The sequence below is a fragment of the Spirosoma litoris genome, assembly GCF_054776755.1.
In genome coordinates this window covers 20,569-42,556 of the sequence record NZ_BAAHBI010000030.1, presented here as the reverse complement: position 1 = coordinate 42,556, position 21,988 = coordinate 20,569, and the positions used below count along the sequence as shown (strand labels likewise).

The window sequence follows — 21,988 nt, the reverse complement described above, 5'->3', positions numbered from 1 at the left end:
TGTGCTGAGCATGTCGGCGTTGTACCGCAATCAGTGGACGGGCGTAGCGGGGGCTCCCCAGACCGCTACGTTTACTGCCGATATGCCCCTGAAACAGGAGCGGGTAGGCGTTGGCTTACAGCTCTATAGCGACAAGGCTGGGGTCATTCAGGAAGCTGGTGGCTTTGCCTCGTATTCGTTCCGGATTAAGGTGGGGGCCAAAACCACCCTGGCGTTAGGTCTTCAGGCGGGTGCGTCGAGCTATCAGGCCAATCTGGCGGAGGTGAAAACCTCGGCCGATGGCCAGGTGGACCCCGCTTTTGCCAGCAACATCTCCAGGCTTCTGCCCAACTTCGGCACGGGAATTTACCTGAGCAACGATCGGGCGTATTTGGGCGTCTCGTTGCCTCGGCTGATCAAGAATCGATTGAGTGAGTACAACGTTGGCGATTTGCGGTCGGTGCAGGCGCGTCATGCGTATCTGGCAGCTGGTTTTGTGGTGGGTCTTAGCCCGGTGGTCAAGATGAAACCCTCGCTGCTGGTGAAGTATGCCGAAGGGGCGCCGTTGGGTTTCGATGGCAACCTCAACTTCTGGTTTGCGGATCGGATCGCGCTGGGGGCGTCGATTCGTCGGAATCAGTTCTCGACCTGGTCGACCTTCACGACGGATGCTATTGTGGGTATGCTGGAAGTCCAGCTAACGGATCAGTTCCGGTTTGGGTATGCCTATGATCGGACGATGAACGGGTTACGGGATGTGGCGCCCAGTTCGCATGAAATCATGATTCGGTATGAGTTTGGCTTCGGGAAGAATCGGATTCTGACGCCCAGGTATTTTTAAACAGAACTACTGTTAGTAGGTCAACGGATCTTAAACGGATGTAGTAATTTACATGCATCCATTTAAGATCCGTTGCCATTATGTGCTGATACTGATAGTAGTTACTGGAATGCGATCACTAAGTTGAGTTAAATCTGCGCTGAGTGGCCCTTAATCAAGCGTGTGCTGTATTATAGCTAATTCAATAAGATTAACCGTAGCCGTACTACAGAAAAGGTACATGTATGAAACAGATTATACTATTCAATCTATTTTTTATGAAGATGACTGTGCTTTGGGCACAAGTGCCTTCTTTTAGTCAAATTCAGGTTACCTCTAATATTGATAGTTTACAAAAAACGCTCATTACTCAACGTGGGATTGACCGCCTTACAACCCTGCTAAGCCTGGAAAAAAGCCTTCTTTCGTGGGAGTTTAAAATCAATCAGCCTTACCTTGAAGAGATAAAGAAAGAGTTGTCGACCTACCCAGACGCTAAGAGCCATTATTGGTATTTTAATGCCTACCAACAACGGTTCAAGACGAATTTAGACACCGCTTTTTCTTGCGCTAAGCTTGCCTATGAACACTATAAAAGGCAACGCGATTCAACAGGAATGGTATCGGCCTTGTCCAATATGGGTATAATGATACTAGAACGAGATGAGCAAAATTCGCCCGATAAACCCCAGTTTGGCCACCAATATTTAAAAGAAGCAATGGCCTTAAGTCGCTATTCAACTAATCCAGAGTTACAGATTCTTTACGCCTATGCCTTTAGCCGTTATCTTGGATGGGGATCTCTAAAGAAGAATAGCGATCAGGTTTTGGCCCAGATAACGAAAGGGCTTGCCTTAATCAATAAACATCCGCAATATATTTATTATAAAATCCACTTACTGAATGTTCTGGCCTTACTGTATGAGAGCAAAGAGCGATTTAAAGAAGCCCAGGTATACACACTTGATATCATTAATCTGATTACCAAACACCAGCGAACTGTACCTATTGTTCACCTATATAACCTTGGGTTTTATTATGAACTGCAACAGAAGTATGATAAAGCTTTAGAGGCTTATCAACTGACGATGAAAATGGCCCATAAGCAGGATGAGCCGCCTGTACGATACCTCTGGTATACCAGTGCTGGCATACATGCATCATTGGTCGGATTAAAAAAATATAAAGAGGCAGCTATTTGGGCTGATAGCATTTATTCTTATGGTGAACAATTTGATGTTCAGAACGTAAAAACAAAGCTTCAGGATGCCGTCGTAACCTACGAGGTAGAGAAAAAAGACGCCCAGAATAAGCTTTTAGAGCAGGAAAAGCAACTGACGGAGACTCGGAGCCAACTATATTTATGGCTAGGACTACTAACCAGTGTTGGACTTTTGGCTACTGGTTTTTCCATTTATCGCCAACGCCTGGCAAACAAAAAACTCAAAAACGCTTTCGAAGAAATTGTTAAACTCAATCAGGTTAGGGATTACTTTTTTGGGGTAATTGCCCATGACCTGCGACGTCCTTTTGCGAGTTTTCAGAATATGGCTGAGTTAATACGGTATTACCTAAGCACAAACCGATATACAGACCTGGAAAAGGTATCTCAATCGATAGATGAAACGGGTAAACATATCTCTCTCTTGCTTGATAATCTGCTAAGCTGGGCGTTAACCCAGCGCGAAGAGACCCCGTATAACCCCGAAAATGTGCGGCTAGATGAGAAAATTCGTCATGTCACGGAGCTTTATCAACGAATCGCCCAGTACCAGCAAATACAAATAATAACAGAATGTCCAGAAAACCTCATGGTTTATGTGGATACGAATGCCTGTGATTTAATTATTCGAAATATTTTTGATAATGCTTTGAAAAATACACGATTAGGTGGTAAAGTTACCTTGAAAGCTTTTGCTGAGAACGAAAAGAAGCGAGCCCGATTGATCATCGAAGATAATGGACGAGGGATGAGTCCTGAGAAAGTAGCTTCTATTAAAAATAGGCTACTTCATGCGGAATTACAACCCAACTCGTTCCGTGGCCTTGGAATGATTCTGGTAGGACGTTTTATAAAAAGTAATCGGATTACTATTGATCTCCATAGTAAGCCAGGGGAAGGGACAACCTTTGAGCTAATGTTACCAATTCGTGGCTATTGATAGTGGGAGTAGTTTTTAGCGTGTGTTAAGCGGCTCTATGCTATCAGAACTCGGCGGTATAGGTTCACCAACACTTGATTACCATTGGTCAGGCTTATCGAAAACGGGTATTGGTGTCTATTCAATCTGGATAGACTTACGTTAGTTTACAGGTAAAGTGTAGACACAAAAAAGCAGACAAAAATATTTTGTCTGCTTTCTGGCCTTCTATCCACACCATTAAAAGCAGGATGTAATAGCTCCCACTTTTCGTTTACTTCGTTAAAAGTAAACAAATGTATAGAAAATATTTACATAATAAAAAGTTAGAAGATTTTGTATGAACTTCTTGAACCATTGTAGGATAGATTATTAACCAGATTGAATACGCGCCAAAATCTGCTTACGGTAGGTTCGACCAATGGGAATCCACTCCTGATTAACTTCCAGGGCGGTTGTGCTCAACCGACCGATCAGGCTTCTGTTGACAACATAGCCTTTTTGAATCTGTATAAACGTCTTTGGTAACTCGCTAACTAGCTTGCGTAAGGATCGTTTCAGTACATGTTTCTGATCCATCGTACGGATAATTGAATAATTTCCCTCCGCCTTAATCCAGTAGATAGCATCAAACTGTATCATGACTTGGGTGCCATGTTTCCCCGGAATTGTAATCCCTTTAGGGGTATGAAGGATAAGGCCGGGTAGTTGGGTGCAGAGCATCTCCAGAGCCGCTTTCAGACCAAACAAGCCAAAGGGTTTAACCAGAAACCCAATATGAGGCATCCGAATGGCTTGACGCAGTAAGTCTTCCCGCGGATAAGCCGTTTGAAAAATAACGGGTAGTTGCGGATAGGCCTTACTCAGCAACTCGACGGACAGCCCATCGGGCAGAACCATATCTGCGACAATAAAGTCCGGCTGCTGCTCTTCCAGGAGTTGACTGGCCTGCGCCAGGGTCGTGGCTGATCGGATCGCTCGGAAGCCTAATTGAGCGGCCATCGCTTGAAGGGTATCCAGCCAGACCGGATCATCCTCAATTAGCAAGAGGCTCAAATATGTCATGATGGTGCTATGTGTGGTTGTTTATGGCTGCTATATAGTGAAATAATTTCAATGTTGATGATACCACTTTATGGAGTCACTTTAATAAATTTTTTGGAGACAAAAGTGTGCCTTTGGGGCTCTGCCAAAACGTTGATACCAAGCCTGAGGTTGGTTCAACATCTGGTAAGTTAAGCTGTTTAATTGTCGAATTCTATTACGTGAAAAAGCTGTCTTCCTTATTTTGGTATACCCAACTACGTTATTGTAACTCACTCTCCGATAATTCGTCTAAATTTCAGAAGCCCCAAGCAGACGCACGTTATTGAATTGATCTGCCTGAAGGCTTCTGAAATTGATTTATTTCTTGATGTTTAAAGTAGCTTTTTATACTGTTCCAGTAGTTTTCGTCGGCTACGGAACAACCGCATCTTTACGGCACTTAAACTAATCCATTGTTGCCGAGCTAACGTAGCCTGATCAATGCCCTGCTGATAATGCGTATAAAGCAGGTATTGATCTGCTTCAGGCAGCGTCTGTATTAGCTGCTCCATTAAGGTATAGTCTATTTTCTCATCGGCTTCTTCGACCAGGGAATCCGTTAGCGACTCGTCTAGGGCACAGCTACGATGACGGCGTTTGGCGCGTATTTGATCCAGACAATAATTGTGGGTGATGGCGTAGAGCCAGGTGGCTAGTGAAGAACTGTTTTGAAACGTGTCTAGTTTTTGAAAGACTTTAATAAAGATGTCCTGCGTATAGTCTTGTGCAGTTGCTGGATTGTTAGTCATAGCAAGACACTTTCGATAGACTTTGGAGACATGTTTCCTATACAGCAGGTCAAACGAAGTGGTTGTGGGGCATGACTCACTGAATTCGGGGAGTCGACTAGAGGAGGTTGATTGTATCATTAGGTTAAGGCTAATGGGTTGCTAAAAAGTCAATGTATCTTACGGTGTTTTACGGGAGTTGACACACGATCCAGAATATCTATCCCTTACCGTTCCTAACCAGCAAAAACTGGGGCACGGTTGCCTGCTATTCTATAGCACACCGTTTATAGCCTATTTATTGGTGGTTATTGATTATCCTGATGTACCTAACTGCAAGATTCTCTTCGACTAGAAAAAAAGAAGCTTATTTAGAAGATTTGCTGATTGTGCCATTGCCCTATCTTCCCAATAATCAGCAGGATATGCGCTTCATGGATTAGCAACGTCGAACGGCCGATCATACCTATGTTGCCATGCGTTTAACAGCTATAGGGGGGAGGGCATGATGATTTTGTGCGCCTTTCTAGGCAGATCCGCTCTCAACTCTGTTCTGAAAACCAATGGTCCGGAGGAGATCACCTTTCGGCCAGCCCTTCATATTTGGGCGTTTTATTTTATCCGTGAGTCAATACAAACAAAAAAGCAGGCTAAAATTTTTAGCCTGCTTTACTAACTTTTCTTTCTGAATCAACCCCATAAGATGCTTACAGGATATTGAGGATCTACTTAGAGTTCTGACTGCAAAAACCGGGGCACAATTGTCTGCTATTCCTTTATGTGCTGTTTATTGTTCGTTTGGCTGTCGTAATTGACCATTGAACTATAACTAACTGGCGAAATCTCTCAGGTTGGAAGGAAAGGTTCTGTTCTCTTTTGTAAGTGTCATACTTTCAGGGTGTTAACTATTTTGTAGTGTTTGGCCTGCTTATTGATTTGCCCAAATCACTATGATTTTCTGGTCACTCTGTATTTATCTGGCTGGAGCCATTCTTGCCTTTCCCATTACCTGGAAAGCTATGGAAAAACAACCCCAGGAGAAATCATCCCTGGACGAGTGTGTTTTTCTTTCCTTGCTGGGAAGCTGGCTCATTGTTATAGCCTATATACTAGATCAGATTAAGGCATGGTGGTCCAATAATGTCAAACCATAAACCTTATCTACTATGGTAAGCCCAGTTGTATTGCTAACGGTAACCATGTTTATGCTATGGTTAATTGGGGCAATGATAGCGCTGATCATGCTGGAAAGTAAAGCTGTCAGGAATCCTTTTATCCTGATGGGCTGGCCTACAATCCAGATGATGTTGATCAAATCGTTAGGGTCCTGGATAACCGTTTTTGCTCTTGTTATAGAAGAATGGAACCGCACAGAATAAGCTAGAACTACAGATGATTCGTCGATCTATTTTGGGCCTTACTGGTTATGGTGTTATGGGTAGTGAACCTAATGATTTCTTTACTACACCCCTTGGGCGAGTTTATCTTGCTAACTCCTTCATGCAAAGTATAGAATCCAGCGGAGATGTTTCTGGAGCCTACTACGCGTTTCGGACAACCGTTTGGGAGGTGATTGAGGTATCGCCTGATCCAACTCGTTATATCCCCGTCTGGAATATAATCGAGTTGTATGCCAGAGCCGATTTACTGGAATTTATACATACTGGTAATATGGAGGCTTTAAGGCGACTGAAGTACAGGCTCAATGAAGCCGAACAACTATTACGCTAAGAAAGCCAGATTTCAAACGTCTTTTTGGATTTAGTGTAAAAATATTTAACTTTTTGAAAGTCAGATAATTAAAATGAACTGTTTGATTGGGTGAAAAAAAAGTTTAAAATTTTATAAACGTTTTGTAGCGTTTTGTCGCTTTCTCTCGACTTCCTCATTGACCGATAGCTATGGTGTCACTCACGTTTAACTGTTTAAGTCAATGAAAAAGATATTTTTCTTAGGAAGTCTGTTATCAATCCTGACTGGTTGCCATCAAGACATTCAACCTACCAGCAGTAGCATCCCGACTGCATCCAGTAAAGTGGCCGACGGCTCGGCAATCACGGGCACTCCCAAAATTGCACAAGCAATGATCGATTCAATGGGCCATTCGATAGGCCAATTACCCACTGGTTTTTCTGTTACAGCGGTAAAGCTTGATATTGATAAACTTGTTACCATGACCGCGAGGAACGATAGTATGGGCGTGGGAAAAGCTAGTGCTGTGGTATATACCGATACAGTCTGGAAAGAAACCAGTACCAAATTATCCACCACAACGGGGCTCAATCAACCCTTTAAGCTAACCGATGTGCCTTCGGGGACTTACCGGGTAGTTCTCATAGGTATCGGTAGCCAGTTTACGAAAACTATTAACAAAGTCAAGGTTTTAGAGAACGCTACGACCGATCTGGGAATAATTAATATTTAATAGTTTCTGACCATACACCACCCATAGTCCGTCGCGAGACTATGGGTGGTGTATGGCTATTGCCTTGTTAATCAAGGGTTCTATTGGTCTTCCTCCGCGCTCTATCAATTCATCAAAACGTATTAGTACAGTCTGACTAATGGTAGATCATCTTGTCTTAGCCTAAAAAATCAAGACTACCCAAACGCATATGGTAGCTGAATTACTGGATTGTACGCCACAGGAGCAGGAATGGCTGGAAGGATGCCGAAGAGCTTCTCCGAAAGCACAGAAAAAAGTATTTGAGCGATATTACGGCTTGGTATACGGAACCTGTATACGTTATCTTTCTTCGAAAGAAATGGCACAGGAAGCACTCAATGACTGTTTTTTAAAGCTGTTTTACCAGCTTGAGTCTGCGTGTCGTTACCCGGAATATTTTCGTCGATGGCTACGCCGATTAGCCGTTTATACTGCTGTTGACGCCTATCGAAAAGAAAAACGGTATTCAACTGACATCTCAATCGACGATCAGGCGATTGAGATAGGTATCCCGGAAACCTTATCCGATAACCTACAGGCTGAGCAGATTATAGAATTGCTGGCTCAACTACCCGATTTGTGGCGGTTGACGTTTAATCTGTACGAAATTGAAGGTTACTCGCACGAAGAAATTGCTCATTTACTGGCTATTCCGGTGAGTAGCTCCCGAGTTTATCTGACACGTGCCAAGCAGCGCTTAAGAGAATTGCTTCGAGAAGAAGGTTCTGTCCGTACGGCTATGCCCATCTATTATGTTCCAACTACTACTCATTCAGAAGACCCAGATTGGCGCCATTTTCGGGAAAAATTACATAGTTATGAACCTATGCCTGATGGGGATGCCTGGCAACAGTTTGAACGGGTACAACAACGGCAGCATCGGCACAGATGGTGGCAAACGAGTAAACTAATCGTACTGGTGGTGGTTGGGGTGATCTGTGAAAAATCGCAGGCTCCTGATCATTTTTGGCCTAAATCACAATCCCGTGTGGCGACTTCAGCCACACGTTTACCATCCACTTTAACCGGGGGAAATTTACCTGGAACAACCTATTATAAGAAAGGGCCTAAAGCGGGCCAAACTGCTGTGATTATTTGGAATCAGCTTGGAGAAGAGCATCATCCTGAGGATTCGAAAGAAAATAGGCTGTCGTTGATTTCGACTCAAACACCGTCTTATGATCTGGAGAAAGCCTCCAAAGAAAACCTGAAAGACCCAATAGCGTTAACGAATAGAACGACTTCTAGTGTAAACGAACCTTGGCCCGAATCTTTAACTGATCCCTTAGCTACAGCTTTTTTCAAAAAGAGAATAGCTCCTAAAGGCACGGCTACCAGTCTAAATGCACGGCCCAGTAGAGCTAATGCACCTATCGTCTCTTCGACTGGATCGGGTGGTCGACTTAAGCAAACGAACAATCAGGGTGCTGACAAAAAACGATTGACGAAACAATCTGGATTTTACGCCAGTGGCTATCAATCGACAGCCAAAAGTCCGGCGACTATTTATCCATCGGGGTTTACTGAAACAGGTCGGAAAGCAGACGAGCCAATCACCATTCATGAACGCTTTCTACTGCCTATAGACAAGCTTGCTGAAAAGCCATTTTTGCATAATCGAATCCCTGTCAGTCTGGCGGTTGTGGTGCGTGCATTGTCGAGTACGAGACCTCAATCGATAGCTATTAAGCATTCCATAAATGTAGGGGTTTTAGGTGGAGTACAGGCTGTTTATACGCCCACAATGAACCCATCTTTTGGTGCAACCGGTGGTATATGGGCCGACTGGCAACTGAGTCGAAAATTCGTTATTGAAACGGGACTAGCGATAGCTCGTCCGCAACTCACTCAGGCCGGTAATGGACTGATAACGCAGGATTCGCTGAACCGACGTGAGTTAGTTCAGAAGACGTATCAATGGTGGACTATGGCTTTACCCCTGGCTGTCCGTTATCGTATCGTGGAAACCAAACGCGTGAGTTGGTGGGGAGCCTTGGGAGTATCCTCTGGGCTCGCGTTTGGCGAAACACAACGAAGCGATTATCGGCTTACCTCCTTGGGAAATAATCCCGCTGATTCGAGCCACCATGCCAGCAGTTCCACAGATCAGGTTATCCAGTCCAATTCGACCAGTGTGCTTCTACAACCATTTCGTTGGCTAACCGTGTCCTCAGGCGTCCGGCTCCTGACGGTTGGAAAACAGGAGTGGTGGGTAGAACCCTATTTCAGCTACCCAATTAGTGGTACAACTTCTGAGTCGCTTCGTGTCAGCATGGCCGGTATTCGATTGCGACTACGTTTGCTGAAACTGAATTGATTTTAACGGGAAAACCGGTCAGAGCCGCCCTTCGCGCCAGATAACTCAATGGCCATCATGGTACAGGCTATATTCATCCTGGAAACGGAGGAAATCCCGGTTTTAATCAGTATGACTCAGATGCGTCTAGTAAGGCCATTATTCGGCCCGTGTTTATTGGTTTTACGTTGCTGGATCTTTGAATAACGCAGCTCCGGGTCCGACTTCGCCGACTGGAAATACACCTGGAAAACAATCAGGAAGAAGCGAAAACAATGGATTTTCAACAAAATCACTAAACGCATTACCGATGAATCTTACCGAATTATTACGCAGTGATGGAAAACTATGGGTTGTTGTCACAGATGAAGGGCCACCTTGCCATTTAGATAGCTTCTTCGTTTTATGCCCAAGAATCGACTAACACTAGTGGTCAAGTTCCGTTGCCTATTCAGCAATAGAACTTGACCACTAGTGTTATAATTTATTACTGAACGACCACGTGGGTGGCTGCTTCGATGATGAAAGCGGCTACTTGCTCAGGTTGCGAAACCATCGGCACATGGCTGGTTTTGAGTGTAAGGGTAGTTGCCTTCATCTTACGGGCAAACTGCTGCTGCAAATCGGGGTTGATCATGCGATCTTCGCTGGCCGCAATGTACCAGGAAGGTTTTAGTCGCCAGGCCGCTTTTGTAATTTTTTCGCCGGTAGCAGAAGCGGCCCAGGGTCCTTGGGTTGCCCAGATTACCTTGCGTTCGGATACAGGTAAATCCTGAGCAAAATCTTCCAGAACACCTTTTTGCGTGAGGGAAAGAAAACCTGCGGCATCGGGCTTAGCCTCACCGAGACCTGGTGCGGGTGGTGCGGTTTGAGACGCATCAATAAGCGACTGCGCATCGTCCGGTGCAAAAGCTGCTACGTAGACCAAACCAGCTACGTTCGGATCGTTGCCTGCTTCGGAAATGACAACCCCACCCCACGAATGACCAACCAAAAGCACGGGGCCGTGAAGAGATGCGATGGCCCGTTTAGCAGTTGCTACATCATCGGCCAATGATGTGAGTGGATTTTGCACTGCAATGGCGGTAAGTCCTTTGGCTTCCAACAGTGGAATCACTTTGGACCAGCTTGATCCATCGGCAAAGGCACCATGAACGAAGACTACATTGGTTACGCCCGTTTTAGTCGATTGAGCGTCTGCTCCTGAGATAGTTGAAACTGCCATAATAATACCGGTTAATGCGCCAAGAGCGCGGTTTAGTGTGTACATGATTGTGTTTGGTTAAAAACTGACTTTACCCCATCGACATGCCGCCATCCACGATCAGTTCGGCACCTACTACAAACGACGAATCGTCCGAAGCAAAGAACAGAGCGACCTTGGCAATCTCTTCTGGTCGACCAAAGCGGCCGAGTGGAACGGCCTTAATTATGCCCTGATTCATCTGGCTTAATTGCTGATCAGAAATGCCGAGCTTGGCCGCACTATGGAGTGACGTATCAACTGGCCCCGGACTAATGGCATTGACGCGTATATGGCGAGAAATCAGTTCTGTTGATAGATTTTTTGCCAGGGTAAGCAAAGCTCCTTTTGTGGCTGCATATACACTGGCGCTCGGTGCGCCAACGTGGGCATTGATGGACGTATTCAGAATGATTGAACCGCCATTTTTGAAATAAGGCAATAAGGATTGAATCGTGAAATAAGCCCCTTTGACATTGGTGTTCATGCTTTCGTCGTAGATCGCTTCGGTCATTGTTTCGAAAGGAGCGAATTTGGCTACCCCGGCGTTTACAAACAGAATATCGATACTGGAGAAGTTTGCCTGTACGAAGTTTGCCAAATGATCTGCATTGCCCGGAATGCTGGCATCCCAGACAATACCGTAGGCTTTTTCGCCCAACTCGGCGGTAATTTGGTCGAGGGATTCCTGGCTGCGTCCGGTAATGAGGACAGTAGCTCCCTGCGCGATAAATTCTTTGGCGGTGGCTAGGCCGATACCGCTGCTTCCACCCGTAATGATGGCTACTTTATTTTGAAGACGATTCATGATGTTGTGTTGAATTAAGGTTGATTTGAGTTAATTCGGTTCTTGTGAGATTGCGAAGGAGAGAGGTAGAATGTGGCTGTGGATGCTATAAAGAATAGGTGCAACTAGCCTTAAAATGGATAGTATCGGGCGACTTTCTGAACACTCACCCATTGAACAGTCGTCAGTTCTTCCAGAATAAAATCACCGCCGAAGCGACCAGTGCCTGATGATTTTTCGCCCCCAAAGGGTGTGTGTACTTCGTCGTTAGCCGACTGGTCGTTGATGTGCATCATACCCGTTTCCACCCGGCGAGCCAGTTGCATACCTCGGTAAATATCTCGGGTATACAGGGCTCCACTTAACCCAAAGTCGGTTGCATTGGCTAACTCGATAGCTTCCTCATCGTCGGCAAAGGGGACGAGGCCCACGGCTGGTCCAAAAATTTCCTCTTTGAAAACACGCATGTGTTTAGTAACGCCCGATAGAACGGTGGGTTGCAGGACATTGCCGTCTGCTACGTTTCCAGTTTCAACAACAGCGCCATCGGCTACGGCACTTTGCAGAATACCCAGGATGCGCTGAACCGATTTATGGTCGATCAAGGGTCCAACTATCGTGTTTTTATCGGCTGGATCGCCGTAGGGAAGTTGCTTTACCCTGGCCACAAACTTGGTCTTGAACTCTTCGTAAAGGCTTTCGTGAATGAGAATGCGATTGGTCGCCATGCAAACCTGACCCTGATGCAGGAATCGCCCAAACACGGCCCCATCGACGGCTTTATCGACATTGGCATCATCCAGCACCATGAAGACATTGTTGCCACCCAACTCCAGCGCCGACTTTTTGAGGCCTTCCCCGGCAATTCGCCCGATCCCTTTTCCTACTGGTGTTGAGCCTGTAAACGAAACCATTCTCGAATAGGGATGAGCCGTAAAGTAATCCCCAATAATTTCCGATCGGCCAACCACAACGTTAAACACGCCAGCAGGCATACCCGCTTCTTCTAACAACTTAGCGATGATTGTTCCGCCCGTAACCAGGGATTGCGAGGCTGGTTTGACGACCATTGTGTTACCAACCGCCAGAGCCGGGGCAATCGTCCGCATGGAGAGGTACAAGGGAAAATTCCAGGGGCTAATGAGGCTGACAACACCTAACGGCTTGCGGTATACGTAGGTTTCTTTCCCATCGATTGTCGATGCGGTGGTACGCCCGTGCATACGGGTGGGGAACGAGGACGCTTCGACTAGAATATCGTGTGATTGCTGCACCTCAAGTAGGCCTTTCAAATACGTACTGCCCGTTTCTTGGGTCAGCCAATCAATAAACTCCTGTTGACGTTCCAACAGAATCGTAGCCGCTTTCAGAAGTATATCCCGACGAACGAGTGGGTTAGTGGCTGCCCAGGTATAAGAAGCCCGTTTGGCGGCCTCAAAGGCGGCATCAACATCGGCCGTCCCTGCCGAACGAAGCGTATGAATAACTTCATCGGTATATGGATTCAGGTTATCAACGGTGGCATCTTCCCGTCCATCAACCCATTGTCCGTTAATAAATTGCTTATTTAACGCCGTGTAATTGATCTGTGCATGTTGGTCATCAAGGCCAATGGTTGTTTCTAAGGTTAGCATACTAGTAAGGAGAGTAAAAAGGTTAGCGGATTAGATAGTAGTGTGAAGGGTGGTTGAGTAGCTCCTCTCCTTTTTTCAAGGAGAGGGACGGTCCGACGCTTCGGTTGGGACGGTCGGTCGCTGCCGTAAGGTTATTGCACCGGAGTTTCTTTCGCAATGGTCTGAAGCAACGTCGTCACTTCCTTGGGCATCGACAGGAATGGACAGTGGCTACTGTTAAGCGTATAAGTACTTTTGATGCCTGCTGCTGCCACCATTCGTTTTTGCAGATTCGGACTCACCGCATGATCCTGCGCGGTGTATACGTAGTACTTAGCTACTTTACCAAAGTTGGCGGTCGTTAGCGTAACGGGATTGGTAAAGGGAATAAAGGGTTCGGCCCGGTAGTTATCGGCCACCTGTTTTTTCACTGCGTCTGATCCATCCTGAATGAAGATCGGCGCTAAATTCTCGGTCTTGATTCCCAGGGTAAGCTGATCGGCGGAAGGGATTAAAGCGGGGCCTAATTGCGACGTACTATCTGTAGAAGCCAGCGCCAGCAAGGATTGTCCATTGGCCGGTAAAAATGCCCCGACATACACCAGTTTATCGATTCGGCTGGGGATTTTTTCCGCAACGGCCGATACAACCATCCCGCCCATACTATGACCAACTAGAATCACATTTCCCGAGAGCGCATTAATCGCGCCCACAACTTTATCCCGGTAAACGTCCATCGATAAAGTAGCGGGCGCCGTATTATCCGCTCCGTGACCGGGCAGTTCGACTACGACTACGTTTTGGCCTTGCTGCACCAATTGATCTTTAACCGATTGCCAGGCATAAGGTGCCTGCCAGGCTCCGTGGACCAACACGAACGTTTTGGAAACGGGCGTAACTGTGTCATTTTGGGTACATGACATCAGCGTGAAAAACAGGGATACGAGCAGGAGCGATGAGAGGAGTATCGTTTTCATGAGGAAGTAAAGAAAGAGTGAAAGAGTGAATGAGCGAAAGAGTGTGGGGTAAGGATTAGTTATTGATTTTCAGGATTTTACTGGTGATTTCTGGCTGGGGCAGTGTATTATTAATCCAGTTCAGAATGTAGTCGGCGTCTTCTTTCCAGGTTGGCTGGCCCAGTACAAAGTGGTTGCGACCTTCGAATTCTTTGTAATCCGTTATGGAATCCGAATGTTGGTATTTGCGGTAATTGTCGTAATTGAGCGAGGCCGGAATCGTGTGGTCTGTGCTGCCGGAGGTAAGCAGAAGAGGAGCGTGGGGCTTGCTAAAATCGACGTGGGCCGCTGCTGTAATGGTATCCCGAACAATGAGTTTGGATTCGGGTAAGGCAAATTGGTAGTAACCGTCTTTCTGCTGTTGGAGGGGCATGCCATTCGTAAAGGCATATTGCCAATCCTTAAACGACATCATGTATGTTTCTTTGGTAGACGTGAAAAAGCCCAACGGTCCCCAACCCGCTTTCAAAAAGGATAGCTTGAAGGTAAAGATACCCTGCGGAGGAACTGAGTGAATGGCAATGCCCGCTGCGCCAAGACCCCGTTGTAACAAAAGCTGAACCATTAGGCCGCCAATAGAATGGCCAATCAGGATGGGTTTTTCGGGCAGTTGCTCCACAATCTGAGCGTAATAGTTCGTTAGGTCGGCTAGGCGGTTGGATGCGATCTCGGAATCTGGATGTCGGTTTCGTAATACTTCGGCGGGGGCATCTTTGTGTGGCCAGGGCGGGGCGATGGTTGTGTAACCCTTCTGTTCGAAATAGGCTTGCCACTCCTTCCAGCAATCGTTGCTGACAAACGCGCCGGTGATAAAGACAATGGTTTTGGGACGGGTAATTTTCATGATCGTTTTAGTTTACTTGGTTGAACCACCTAAACCAAACGAAAGACCAATATTTTAAACTACTAAAAATCAGCTAGTTATACTTTCGTGCCAAAAAATTAGCTACTGAATATCGTTGGACAACGAGCAGAACAACGATATATCGTTGCGTATGGCTTGACCATTCGATATAGAACGTTACCAAATCAGTTGAAAAAACCGGATATTTATTGGATATGTGCTGATAGACAGTGAGTTAGTTTACTTGCTGTCGTCGTCTTCCAGTTTATTACCCGCGATGGCCTGGTTTATGTATTCGTAGCCGAAAGAAAAATAATGAAGAGACTGTTGTTGGTTACCTGTCTTATAGGATGTTCACTATTGACGGCTTCTGCTCAAGCGCAAACGGGCGATTCATCGAGGGAATTACTGGTCCGTTTGCAGAAAAGTAAGCCGGATACCCAGCGCGTTCATGTGTTGCAGGATTTGGCTACCTATTACATGTTCAAACCGAACGCGCAGGCGGCCGATATGGATAGTGCGATGGCAGTGGCCCGACAAGCTGAGCAGTTGAGCGTGAAGCTACACGATCTAAAAGGGCAGGCAACCAGCTACATTTTGTATGCCCGCGTGTACAACCATGACGGAAAGAAGGAGCAAGCCAAAGCGCTGGTGCGGAAAGCCATTACCATTTTTTCCAATGCCCACTATCTGGATGAACTGGGCGAAGCTTATTTTGAACTCGGAAGCTATTCTCCGCTAATTGGAGCTGGGCTGGCCGAACGAATAAAGATGGCGGAACTGGCCCTGTCGACGTTTCAGCAATCGGGAAATAAACTTAAACAGGCCAATTGTAATAAGGAACTCGGCGATTTGTATCAGGTCGAAGGCAATAATAGTAAGGCGTTGGCTTCGCTTCAGCAGGCGTTGACCTTATACAAAGTCGTTGGCAAAGGTAGGTTACAGGGTGTGTATGATTTATTAGGCCAGGTTTCCGGCGAACTTGGCGATTATAAAGAAGCGATTCGGTACGGACTATTGGCGGTTCAAACGGCCGAACAATCCGGCGATTCGACCATGCTACTGGCTACCATTTATAATCGGCTAGGTATCACCTATCAGAATCTGAAAGAACTCAAACTGGCTAATCAGTATTTTAGAAAGTCGATTGCCATTGCTGAGATCTATAATGACGTTGGGGCCATCTGTATCCTGGCAACTAATATCAGCGATACCTATGTACTGCTTCATCAACCAGAGGCTGCCCTGGCTTTTTTACGGACTATTGTCAAAAAATATACACTGCCCGATCTGGCTAGTCAAATCTATATTACAGGACAATTTATTAATGCCTATATGCCCGGCAAGCAGTATACACTGGCCCAGCCCTATAGTGATCGACTCGTCAGATTATCCGAAAACCGAGAAGGCATAGATAATGAAACCCAACTCTATGCCTATGGGATGCTGATTCGTTTTTTCATTGCTACCCAACAGTACAAACAGGCTGACAAATACCTGCTGATTCACCGGATGTTATCGGAGAAAATGGGGTCGCTGCGCAGTTTGTCGACCAATCATTTATGGACATTTAAAGTGGACTCGGCTCAGGCTAATTATTCGTCCGCCATTTCGCATTACCAGCATTACAAAGCCTTAAACGACTCCTTGTTTACGGAGTCGAAAAGCAAGCAGATTGCCTTGCTCCAAACCCAGTTTGATACCAAAAAGAAAGACCAGGATATCAAATTAAAGGGCCAGCATATCGAGTTGTTGAAGAAGCAGAGTGAGTTGCAAATCAAAGATTTAAATCGGACAAGAACCTTGCGAAACGTTACGTTTATTGTTATCGCGCTGTTGCTGATTATTCTGGCATTAGTCTATAATCGGTATCGGCTCAAGCAACGAAGTAATGCCATTCTGGAGGCCCATCAGCAAGAAATTAACGACCAAAATCAGTCACTTCAACGATTGCTTACCGAAAAGGAGTGGTTGCTCAAAGAGATTCATCACCGGGTAAAAAACAATCTGCAAATCGTAATGAGCCTGTTGAATACGCAATCCGCTTACCTGACCGATGAAGCTGCCATGCTGGCCATCCGCGATAGTCAGCACAGGGTTCAGGCCATCTCGCTGATTCACCAAAAACTTTACCAATCTGAAAACCTGTCGTCTATCGATATGTCGACGTACATCCGGGAACTTGTCGAATATCTGCGGGATTTCTTCGGTACAGGTCAGCGTATTCGGTTTGAGACGCATATTGAGCCGGTTAAACTGGGGGTGTCCTATGCGGTACCCATCGGATTGATTCTTAATGAAGCCATTACCAACAGCATCAAGTACGCGTTTCCTGGCAATAAATTGGGACAGATTGTCATTTCATTCCAGCACACGGGCGGCATGAATTATTTGCTCACCATCGCCGACAACGGGATCGGGTTACCAGTCGATATGGATAGCCAGCAACACGATTCGCTGGGACTGAGCCTGATGCGCGGACTCAGTGACGACATCGATGGCCACTTTACGATAGTGAATGAGAACGGTACGATTATCAATATCAGCTTTGTCTACGAACCAACTGACCAGCCAGAATCGGCTAGCATTGCTCCAAACCTTCCTTTTGAAACGACTGCGTTATGAACCAATCCGTACTTATTGTTGAAGATCAGTTTATTGAAGCCAACGATCTGCGGTTAATGCTGCAAAAGGCGGGTTACCGGGTTACGGGTATTGCCCGGTCGGTTCCTAATGCACTGGAACTCATCGGACAGGAAAAGCCGGATGTTGTCCTGCTGGATATTTTCCTGAAAGGCCCGCTAACTGGCATCGATCTGGCCAAACAATTAAAAGAGGATGTAATTCCGTTCATTTATCTCTCTGCCAACTCCACGGAAGATGTATTGACGGCTGCCAAAGCGACCCAACCCGATGGTTTTTTAGTCAAGCCCTTCCGGGAAAAAGACGTGCTGGTCACGCTCGAAGTCGCCCGGTATCGCCGTGAGCATAGCCTGGAAGCCAGTTTTCGTCGGGGAACCCAGCTCCTGAAACAACTCACCAAACTGCTGGCCGAACCTATCGACTGGAATCAAAAGCTACTGAATATCGGGAAGGCGATTCAACCGTTCATTCCATTCGACTACATGGCGACTGGCTTTGCCGAAGCCAATACAACTGCGTATGCCGATCAGGGTTATTTGCGAATTGGCTTTGACGAGTACCAACTAGTCGGGCCAACCGAATTAATGGTCATGACGAATCTAAAACGGCATGAACTGGCTGTATTGCAGGCAAAAACACCCATCGAAACCGAAGCGATCTGGTATGACGAACAGACATTTAAGCGGGCCTGTCAACTACCATCCATCCGAAAATTGATTGCGGATACCTTTCTGATGCGCTCCCACCTGGTGCTGCCGCTGGTTGTACCGAATGGCGAACAGTTCAATTTTTCGTTTTATAGTCGCCGTCCAGATGCGTATCAGGAAGAACACATTACGCTGTTTAGCCAATTAAAACCCGTACTGACAACGGCCATTGAAAACCAGCTAAATGCGAATCCCAAAGCTTCGCCAGCAGTCTCAACTTCATCAATCGAGTCTGTTTCTCAAGCGTCTGACAGTCCTTTCAGTCCGACTACGTTCGAGGGTATAGTGGGTAGTAGTCACTTGCTCCTAACAGTTTTCGATCATCTTTCGCTGGTTGCTCCTTCCGATACGTCGGTCCTGATTTTGGGCGAGAGTGGAACTGGCAAAGAACGTATTGCGTCTACGATTCATAACCTCTCTCCCCGAAAACGGAAACCACTCATTCGGGTCAACTGCGCTACGTTACCTGTCAATCTGATTGAATCCGAGCTATTTGGTCATGAAAAAGGCTCATTTACGGGCGCCACCGACAAGCGAATTGGGCGGTTTGAACAGGCTGATGGAGGAACAATCTTTCTGGACGAAATAGGCGAGATGCCGATTGAGTTACAGGTAAAGTTGCTGCGAGTATTGCAGGAAAAAGAGATTGAACGCATCGGGGGGCAATCGTCCATTAAAATCAACGTGCGCATTATTGCGGCCACCAACCGCAATCTGGAAAAAGAAGTGGCTGAGGGCCGCTTTCGACTCGATTTGTATTATCGGCTGAACGTGTTTCCCATCGCCCTTCCGCCGTTGCGGGATCGGAAAGAAGATATACCCGCTCTGGTTCAGCATTTTATCCGGCAGTATAACCAGAAAACGGGCAAGAAGATCACGGGGCTGTCGGCTCAGGCGTTGAGTACCCTACAAGCATACCACTGGCCGGGCAACATTCGGGAGCTGGAACACCTGATTGAACGAAGCGTGCTGCTCACCAAAGGAACGCTGATTGAGGAGGTAGGTTTGCTCAACATGGGGCAACCGATTGTATCAACGACGTCTGAAGACCAACGGATCAAGACCATCGATGAAAATGAGCGGGATCATATCATTGCCGTGCTTAAGAAATGCAATGGCCGTATCTGGGGCGCTGGCGGAGCCGCTGAAGTTCTGAATGTTCCCCCAACCACGCTGAATTCTAAAATGAAAAAGCTAGGCATCCGGAAAGAGTATATGGACAATCATTAAGCCTGAGAAACCATTATGGAGTAAATAAGCCGCTATCTGTCAGCCAATGGCGAATGCGGCCAAACCATTCATCGAATGTCGGAGTTTTGCCGAAACCGTGCTCCCCTTTTTGGTAGATATGCAAGTCGGCCGGAACGCCATTTTGCTGGAGAGCTTCATAAAAGACCAGACTATTTTTGACGGGAACCTTCGAATCGTCACTCGCATGCGTGAGGAAGGTCGGCGGGGTGGCTTTGTCGACGTGTAATTCGTTGGAATAGAGCTGAATCTGTTCTGGCTTGGGAGACTCGCCCAGCAGATTTTTACGGGATTTAGCACTACCAATTTCTGCCGATAAACTAATCACCGGATAAACCAGAATCATAAAATCCGGGCGTAGGTTTATGGCTTCCGGATTGTCGATCACCGGCTTCTGAAAATGCGTTCCGGCCGTAGCTGCTAGATGCCCACCCGCCGAAAAGCCCATAATCCCGACTCGTTTTGGATCGAGACCCCATTCAGTCGCGCGTTGGCGAATGATTTTCAGCGCCTGTTGGGCATCCTGTAACGGGCCAATGGACGGATTAATCATCGTTTTTTCACTGGGTAGCCGATACTTCAATACAAAAGCCGCCACGCCTAGTTTGTTGAACGCGTCGGCAATATCGAATCCTTCCCGCTTCATTACCAACGTTTCATAACCACCGCCAGGGCAGACAATCACAGCAGCACCAGTAGCCTTTTCTTTGGGTGGCAGAAAGATCGCGAGTGTGGGTTGGACGACATTGGATACATTCTGGTCGGGTCGTTTGATTTCATGGACGTCCACGTCCGATTGTTTCGCATTGGGTATTGGGCCAGTATATAGGGGGATTTCTTGTTGAGCCAGCCCGATCAGTGCTGAAAAGCAGCAATAACTGTTTAGTAATAGCTTTTTTATCATTTTGAGCGTGAAACGAGATCACAATTATAAAAGAAAACAATCACACAAGGCGGTGGTGCTTTACTGAATTACCAACCTATAATGTATAATGATCTATCCTTACACTTTAATCGCTTTCGGTTTCAGGCCCGAAACCTCCTCAATACGCACGGGCTGACCGGTTTGCTTACTTTTTCGCGCGCAAATGCCAACCAAAATCGCCATAGCCCCGTCCCGGCTTCCTGCCGTCTGGCGGAATGCATCCGGCGTGTCGGGGTTCCGGAAAATCTTATCCCGAAGGCGCGCATCTCCTCCGCCATGCCCGTCGGCCTGGGGCACTTTAATATACTCGACTTCGCCAAAGTTTTTGGATAACATGAGTTCGTCATAGGGTTCGATTGGCATCTTTCCTGTTTCCTTAATCCAGGCTTCCAGATGACCCTTTGTTCCGTTAAAGGCAATCCGGTAGCCTTCGTAAGGGGAATAGGTGGTTAGCGAATAACTGACATTGACCCCGTTGGCGTACTGAATAGTAGCGGCCATTTTATCGTCGATGTTGACATCGTCTTTAAACACACAACCATCCCGGAGGTATCCATCGTACTTCTCGTTGTCGATGTAGAGAGCCGTCAACCGTTTATCCTTCGTGATGTCCCAGTAGAAATTACAGTCGCTTTTGTGGGAACCGCTTCGGCAGTTTTCTGCCCGGAAAGGGCCTTTCTTCCCGTAAAAATCTAACGTTCCCTGTGCATAAACCTGTGCTGGTTCTGACTCCAGCCACCAGTTGAGCAAATCGAAGTGGTGACTGGCTTTGTGTACCCAAAGTGAACCGCTGTTTTCACGCAGTCGGTGCCAGCGACGGAAATAATCGGCCCCGTGGTGAATGTCTAAATACCAATGGAAATCGACGGAGGTAATGTTGCCAATGGCTCCCGAACGAAGCAGCTCATAGATTTTCTGGCGATGGGGCGAATACCGATAGTTAAATGTAACGGTCACCTTTTTGCCCGTCCGCTTTTCAGCCTCCAGAATAGACCGGCATTTGGTTGCATCTGTGGTCATGGGTTTTTCGGTAATGATATCGGCACCCATCTCCATACCTTTGATGATAAACTGGTCGTGGGTTGCATCGACCGTAGTGACGATCAACAGGTCGGGTTTGGTTTCCCGCATCATTTTGTCAAAGTCGGTATAGACCGGGCAAGTAAGATTCATCAGTTTTTGGGCTGTATTCACTCGTCCGATGTTTTTGTCGCACAGACCGACAAATTCGATAATGTCACCAAATTCCTGTACGACGGGTATACCCCACATACTGGTTCCCCGGTGGCCAGTTCCGACCATAGCCACCCGACGTTTGGGAGCATTTGGGGTAAACGAGGGAAAGGATGAGCTAGTGACCACACTGGCCGCAGCCAGGGATGATTGTTGTAAAAAAGTGCGTCGGGTAAGTTCGTTCGATTTCATTCAGGTAAGTTTTGGTAGTATATAGGGTAACGATCAATTGG

General features: G+C 46.6%; 18 protein-coding genes. 9 read left to right on the top strand and 9 right to left on the bottom strand.

Annotated features, from left to right (window positions below; translation table 11 throughout):
* Positions 1 to 820 (top strand): PorP/SprF family type IX secretion system membrane protein (locus ACYVGR_RS17670; protein WP_460959028.1); only part of this gene is annotated, 820 nt, incomplete at its 5' end.
* A gap of 224 nt (positions 821 to 1,044) precedes the next feature.
* Positions 1,045 to 2,961, top strand: a complete 1,917-nt coding sequence (locus ACYVGR_RS17665; protein WP_460959026.1) for an ATP-binding protein — start codon at positions 1,045 to 1,047, stop codon at positions 2,959 to 2,961.
* A 351-nt stretch (positions 2,962 to 3,312) separates the two neighbouring features.
* On the opposite strand, the gene ACYVGR_RS17660 is transcribed toward ACYVGR_RS17665, so the two are convergent.
* Together ACYVGR_RS17660 and ACYVGR_RS17655 are read right to left on the bottom strand one after the other, a co-directional pair.
* Complete coding sequence (locus ACYVGR_RS17660; protein WP_460959024.1) at positions 3,313 to 4,005, bottom strand: LytR/AlgR family response regulator transcription factor; 693 nt, start codon at positions 4,003 to 4,005, stop codon at positions 3,313 to 3,315.
* Positions 4,006 to 4,358: 353 nt separating this feature from the next.
* Positions 4,359 to 4,775, bottom strand: a complete 417-nt coding sequence (locus tag ACYVGR_RS17655; protein ID WP_460959022.1) for an RNA polymerase sigma factor — start codon at positions 4,773 to 4,775, stop codon at positions 4,359 to 4,361.
* 929 nt (positions 4,776 to 5,704) lie between these two features.
* On the opposite strand from ACYVGR_RS17655, the gene ACYVGR_RS17650 reads away from it, so the two are divergent.
* The 5 genes from ACYVGR_RS17650 to ACYVGR_RS17630 all read left to right on the top strand — a co-directional run bounded on the left by ACYVGR_RS17650 (position 5,705) and on the right by ACYVGR_RS17630 (position 9,517).
* Positions 5,705 to 5,908 (top strand): hypothetical protein, encoded by a 204-nt coding sequence (locus ACYVGR_RS17650; RefSeq protein WP_460959020.1) that lies wholly within the window; start codon positions 5,705 to 5,707, stop codon positions 5,906 to 5,908.
* Positions 5,909 to 5,920: 12 nt separating this feature from the next.
* The gene (locus tag ACYVGR_RS17645) at positions 5,921 to 6,133 is read left to right on the top strand and encodes a hypothetical protein (RefSeq protein ID WP_460959018.1); all 213 of its coding nucleotides are present in this window, start codon (positions 5,921 to 5,923) and stop codon (positions 6,131 to 6,133) included.
* A gap of 13 nt (positions 6,134 to 6,146) precedes the next feature.
* On the top strand, positions 6,147 to 6,485 hold the full coding sequence (locus tag ACYVGR_RS17640; RefSeq protein ID WP_460959016.1) for a hypothetical protein: 339 nt from the start codon (positions 6,147 to 6,149) through the stop codon (positions 6,483 to 6,485).
* 202 nt (positions 6,486 to 6,687) lie between these two features.
* Complete coding sequence (locus tag ACYVGR_RS17635; RefSeq protein ID WP_460959014.1) at positions 6,688 to 7,179, top strand: hypothetical protein; 492 nt, start codon at positions 6,688 to 6,690, stop codon at positions 7,177 to 7,179.
* A 190-nt stretch (positions 7,180 to 7,369) separates the two neighbouring features.
* Positions 7,370 to 9,517, top strand: a complete 2,148-nt coding sequence (locus ACYVGR_RS17630; protein ID WP_460959012.1) for a sigma-70 family RNA polymerase sigma factor — start codon at positions 7,370 to 7,372, stop codon at positions 9,515 to 9,517.
* A 466-nt stretch (positions 9,518 to 9,983) separates the two neighbouring features.
* Here ACYVGR_RS17630 and ACYVGR_RS17625 read toward each other — a convergent pair whose 3' ends face one another.
* The 5 genes from ACYVGR_RS17625 to ACYVGR_RS17605 form a co-directional block, all read right to left on the bottom strand.
* Positions 9,984 to 10,766: an alpha/beta fold hydrolase gene (locus ACYVGR_RS17625; RefSeq protein ID WP_460959010.1), complete on the bottom strand. Its 783-nt coding sequence runs from the start codon at positions 10,764 to 10,766 to the stop codon at positions 9,984 to 9,986.
* Positions 10,767 to 10,791: 25 nt separating this feature from the next.
* Positions 10,792 to 11,547, bottom strand: coding sequence for an SDR family oxidoreductase (locus ACYVGR_RS17620; protein ID WP_460959008.1), 756 nt, complete (start codon positions 11,545 to 11,547; stop codon positions 10,792 to 10,794).
* A 110-nt stretch (positions 11,548 to 11,657) separates the two neighbouring features.
* On the bottom strand, positions 11,658 to 13,160 hold the full coding sequence (locus ACYVGR_RS17615; protein WP_460959006.1) for an aldehyde dehydrogenase family protein: 1,503 nt from the start codon (positions 13,158 to 13,160) through the stop codon (positions 11,658 to 11,660).
* 131 nt (positions 13,161 to 13,291) lie between these two features.
* Complete coding sequence (locus ACYVGR_RS17610; RefSeq protein WP_460959004.1) at positions 13,292 to 14,116, bottom strand: alpha/beta fold hydrolase; 825 nt, start codon at positions 14,114 to 14,116, stop codon at positions 13,292 to 13,294.
* 55 nt (positions 14,117 to 14,171) lie between these two features.
* Positions 14,172 to 14,999 (bottom strand): alpha/beta hydrolase, encoded by an 828-nt coding sequence (locus ACYVGR_RS17605; protein WP_460959002.1) that lies wholly within the window; start codon positions 14,997 to 14,999, stop codon positions 14,172 to 14,174.
* A gap of 315 nt (positions 15,000 to 15,314) precedes the next feature.
* On the opposite strand from ACYVGR_RS17605, the gene ACYVGR_RS17600 reads away from it, so the two are divergent.
* Together ACYVGR_RS17600 and ACYVGR_RS17595 are read left to right on the top strand one after the other, a co-directional pair.
* The gene (locus ACYVGR_RS17600) at positions 15,315 to 17,624 is read left to right on the top strand and encodes a tetratricopeptide repeat-containing sensor histidine kinase (RefSeq protein WP_460959000.1); all 2,310 of its coding nucleotides are present in this window, start codon (positions 15,315 to 15,317) and stop codon (positions 17,622 to 17,624) included.
* Complete coding sequence (locus ACYVGR_RS17595) at positions 17,621 to 19,579, top strand: sigma 54-interacting transcriptional regulator (RefSeq protein ID WP_460958998.1); 1,959 nt, start codon at positions 17,621 to 17,623, stop codon at positions 19,577 to 19,579. Before ACYVGR_RS17600 ends, ACYVGR_RS17595 begins: the two co-directional genes overlap by 4 nt.
* 13 nt (positions 19,580 to 19,592) lie before the next feature.
* Here the strand turns inward: ACYVGR_RS17595 and ACYVGR_RS17590 are convergent, their stop codons facing one another.
* Both ACYVGR_RS17590 and ACYVGR_RS17585 read right to left on the bottom strand, forming a co-directional pair.
* Entirely contained in the window at positions 19,593 to 20,501 is a 909-nt protein-coding gene (locus ACYVGR_RS17590) for an alpha/beta hydrolase (RefSeq protein WP_460958996.1), read from the bottom strand.
* Between the two features lie 99 nt (positions 20,502 to 20,600).
* Positions 20,601 to 21,947 (bottom strand): Gfo/Idh/MocA family oxidoreductase, encoded by a 1,347-nt coding sequence (locus ACYVGR_RS17585; protein ID WP_460958994.1) that lies wholly within the window; start codon positions 21,945 to 21,947, stop codon positions 20,601 to 20,603.
* Positions 21,948 to 21,988 lie beyond the last annotated feature (41 nt).

Coding starts and splice junctions, on each gene's coding strand:
- ACYVGR_RS17665 (WP_460959026.1), top strand. CDS start 1,045: ATGAAACAGATTATACTATTCAATCTATTTTTTATGAAGATGACTGTG.
- ACYVGR_RS17660 (WP_460959024.1), bottom strand. CDS start 4,005: ATGACATATTTGAGCCTCTTGCTAATTGAGGATGATCCGGTCTGGCTG.
- ACYVGR_RS17655 (WP_460959022.1), bottom strand. CDS start 4,775: ATGACTAACAATCCAGCAACTGCACAAGACTATACGCAGGACATCTTT.
- ACYVGR_RS17650 (WP_460959020.1), top strand. CDS start 5,705: ATGATTTTCTGGTCACTCTGTATTTATCTGGCTGGAGCCATTCTTGCC.
- ACYVGR_RS17645 (WP_460959018.1), top strand. CDS start 5,921: ATGGTAAGCCCAGTTGTATTGCTAACGGTAACCATGTTTATGCTATGG.
- ACYVGR_RS17640 (WP_460959016.1), top strand. CDS start 6,147: ATGATTCGTCGATCTATTTTGGGCCTTACTGGTTATGGTGTTATGGGT.
- ACYVGR_RS17635 (WP_460959014.1), top strand. CDS start 6,688: ATGAAAAAGATATTTTTCTTAGGAAGTCTGTTATCAATCCTGACTGGT.
- ACYVGR_RS17630 (WP_460959012.1), top strand. CDS start 7,370: ATGGTAGCTGAATTACTGGATTGTACGCCACAGGAGCAGGAATGGCTG.
- ACYVGR_RS17625 (WP_460959010.1), bottom strand. CDS start 10,766: ATGTACACACTAAACCGCGCTCTTGGCGCATTAACCGGTATTATTATG.
- ACYVGR_RS17620 (WP_460959008.1), bottom strand. CDS start 11,547: ATGAATCGTCTTCAAAATAAAGTAGCCATCATTACGGGTGGAAGCAGC.
- ACYVGR_RS17615 (WP_460959006.1), bottom strand. CDS start 13,160: ATGCTAACCTTAGAAACAACCATTGGCCTTGATGACCAACATGCACAG.
- ACYVGR_RS17610 (WP_460959004.1), bottom strand. CDS start 14,116: ATGAAAACGATACTCCTCTCATCGCTCCTGCTCGTATCCCTGTTTTTC.
- ACYVGR_RS17605 (WP_460959002.1), bottom strand. CDS start 14,999: ATGAAAATTACCCGTCCCAAAACCATTGTCTTTATCACCGGCGCGTTT.
- ACYVGR_RS17600 (WP_460959000.1), top strand. CDS start 15,315: ATGAAGAGACTGTTGTTGGTTACCTGTCTTATAGGATGTTCACTATTG.
- ACYVGR_RS17595 (WP_460958998.1), top strand. CDS start 17,621: ATGAACCAATCCGTACTTATTGTTGAAGATCAGTTTATTGAAGCCAAC.
- ACYVGR_RS17590 (WP_460958996.1), bottom strand. CDS start 20,501: ATGATAAAAAAGCTATTACTAAACAGTTATTGCTGCTTTTCAGCACTG.
- ACYVGR_RS17585 (WP_460958994.1), bottom strand. CDS start 21,947: ATGAAATCGAACGAACTTACCCGACGCACTTTTTTACAACAATCATCC.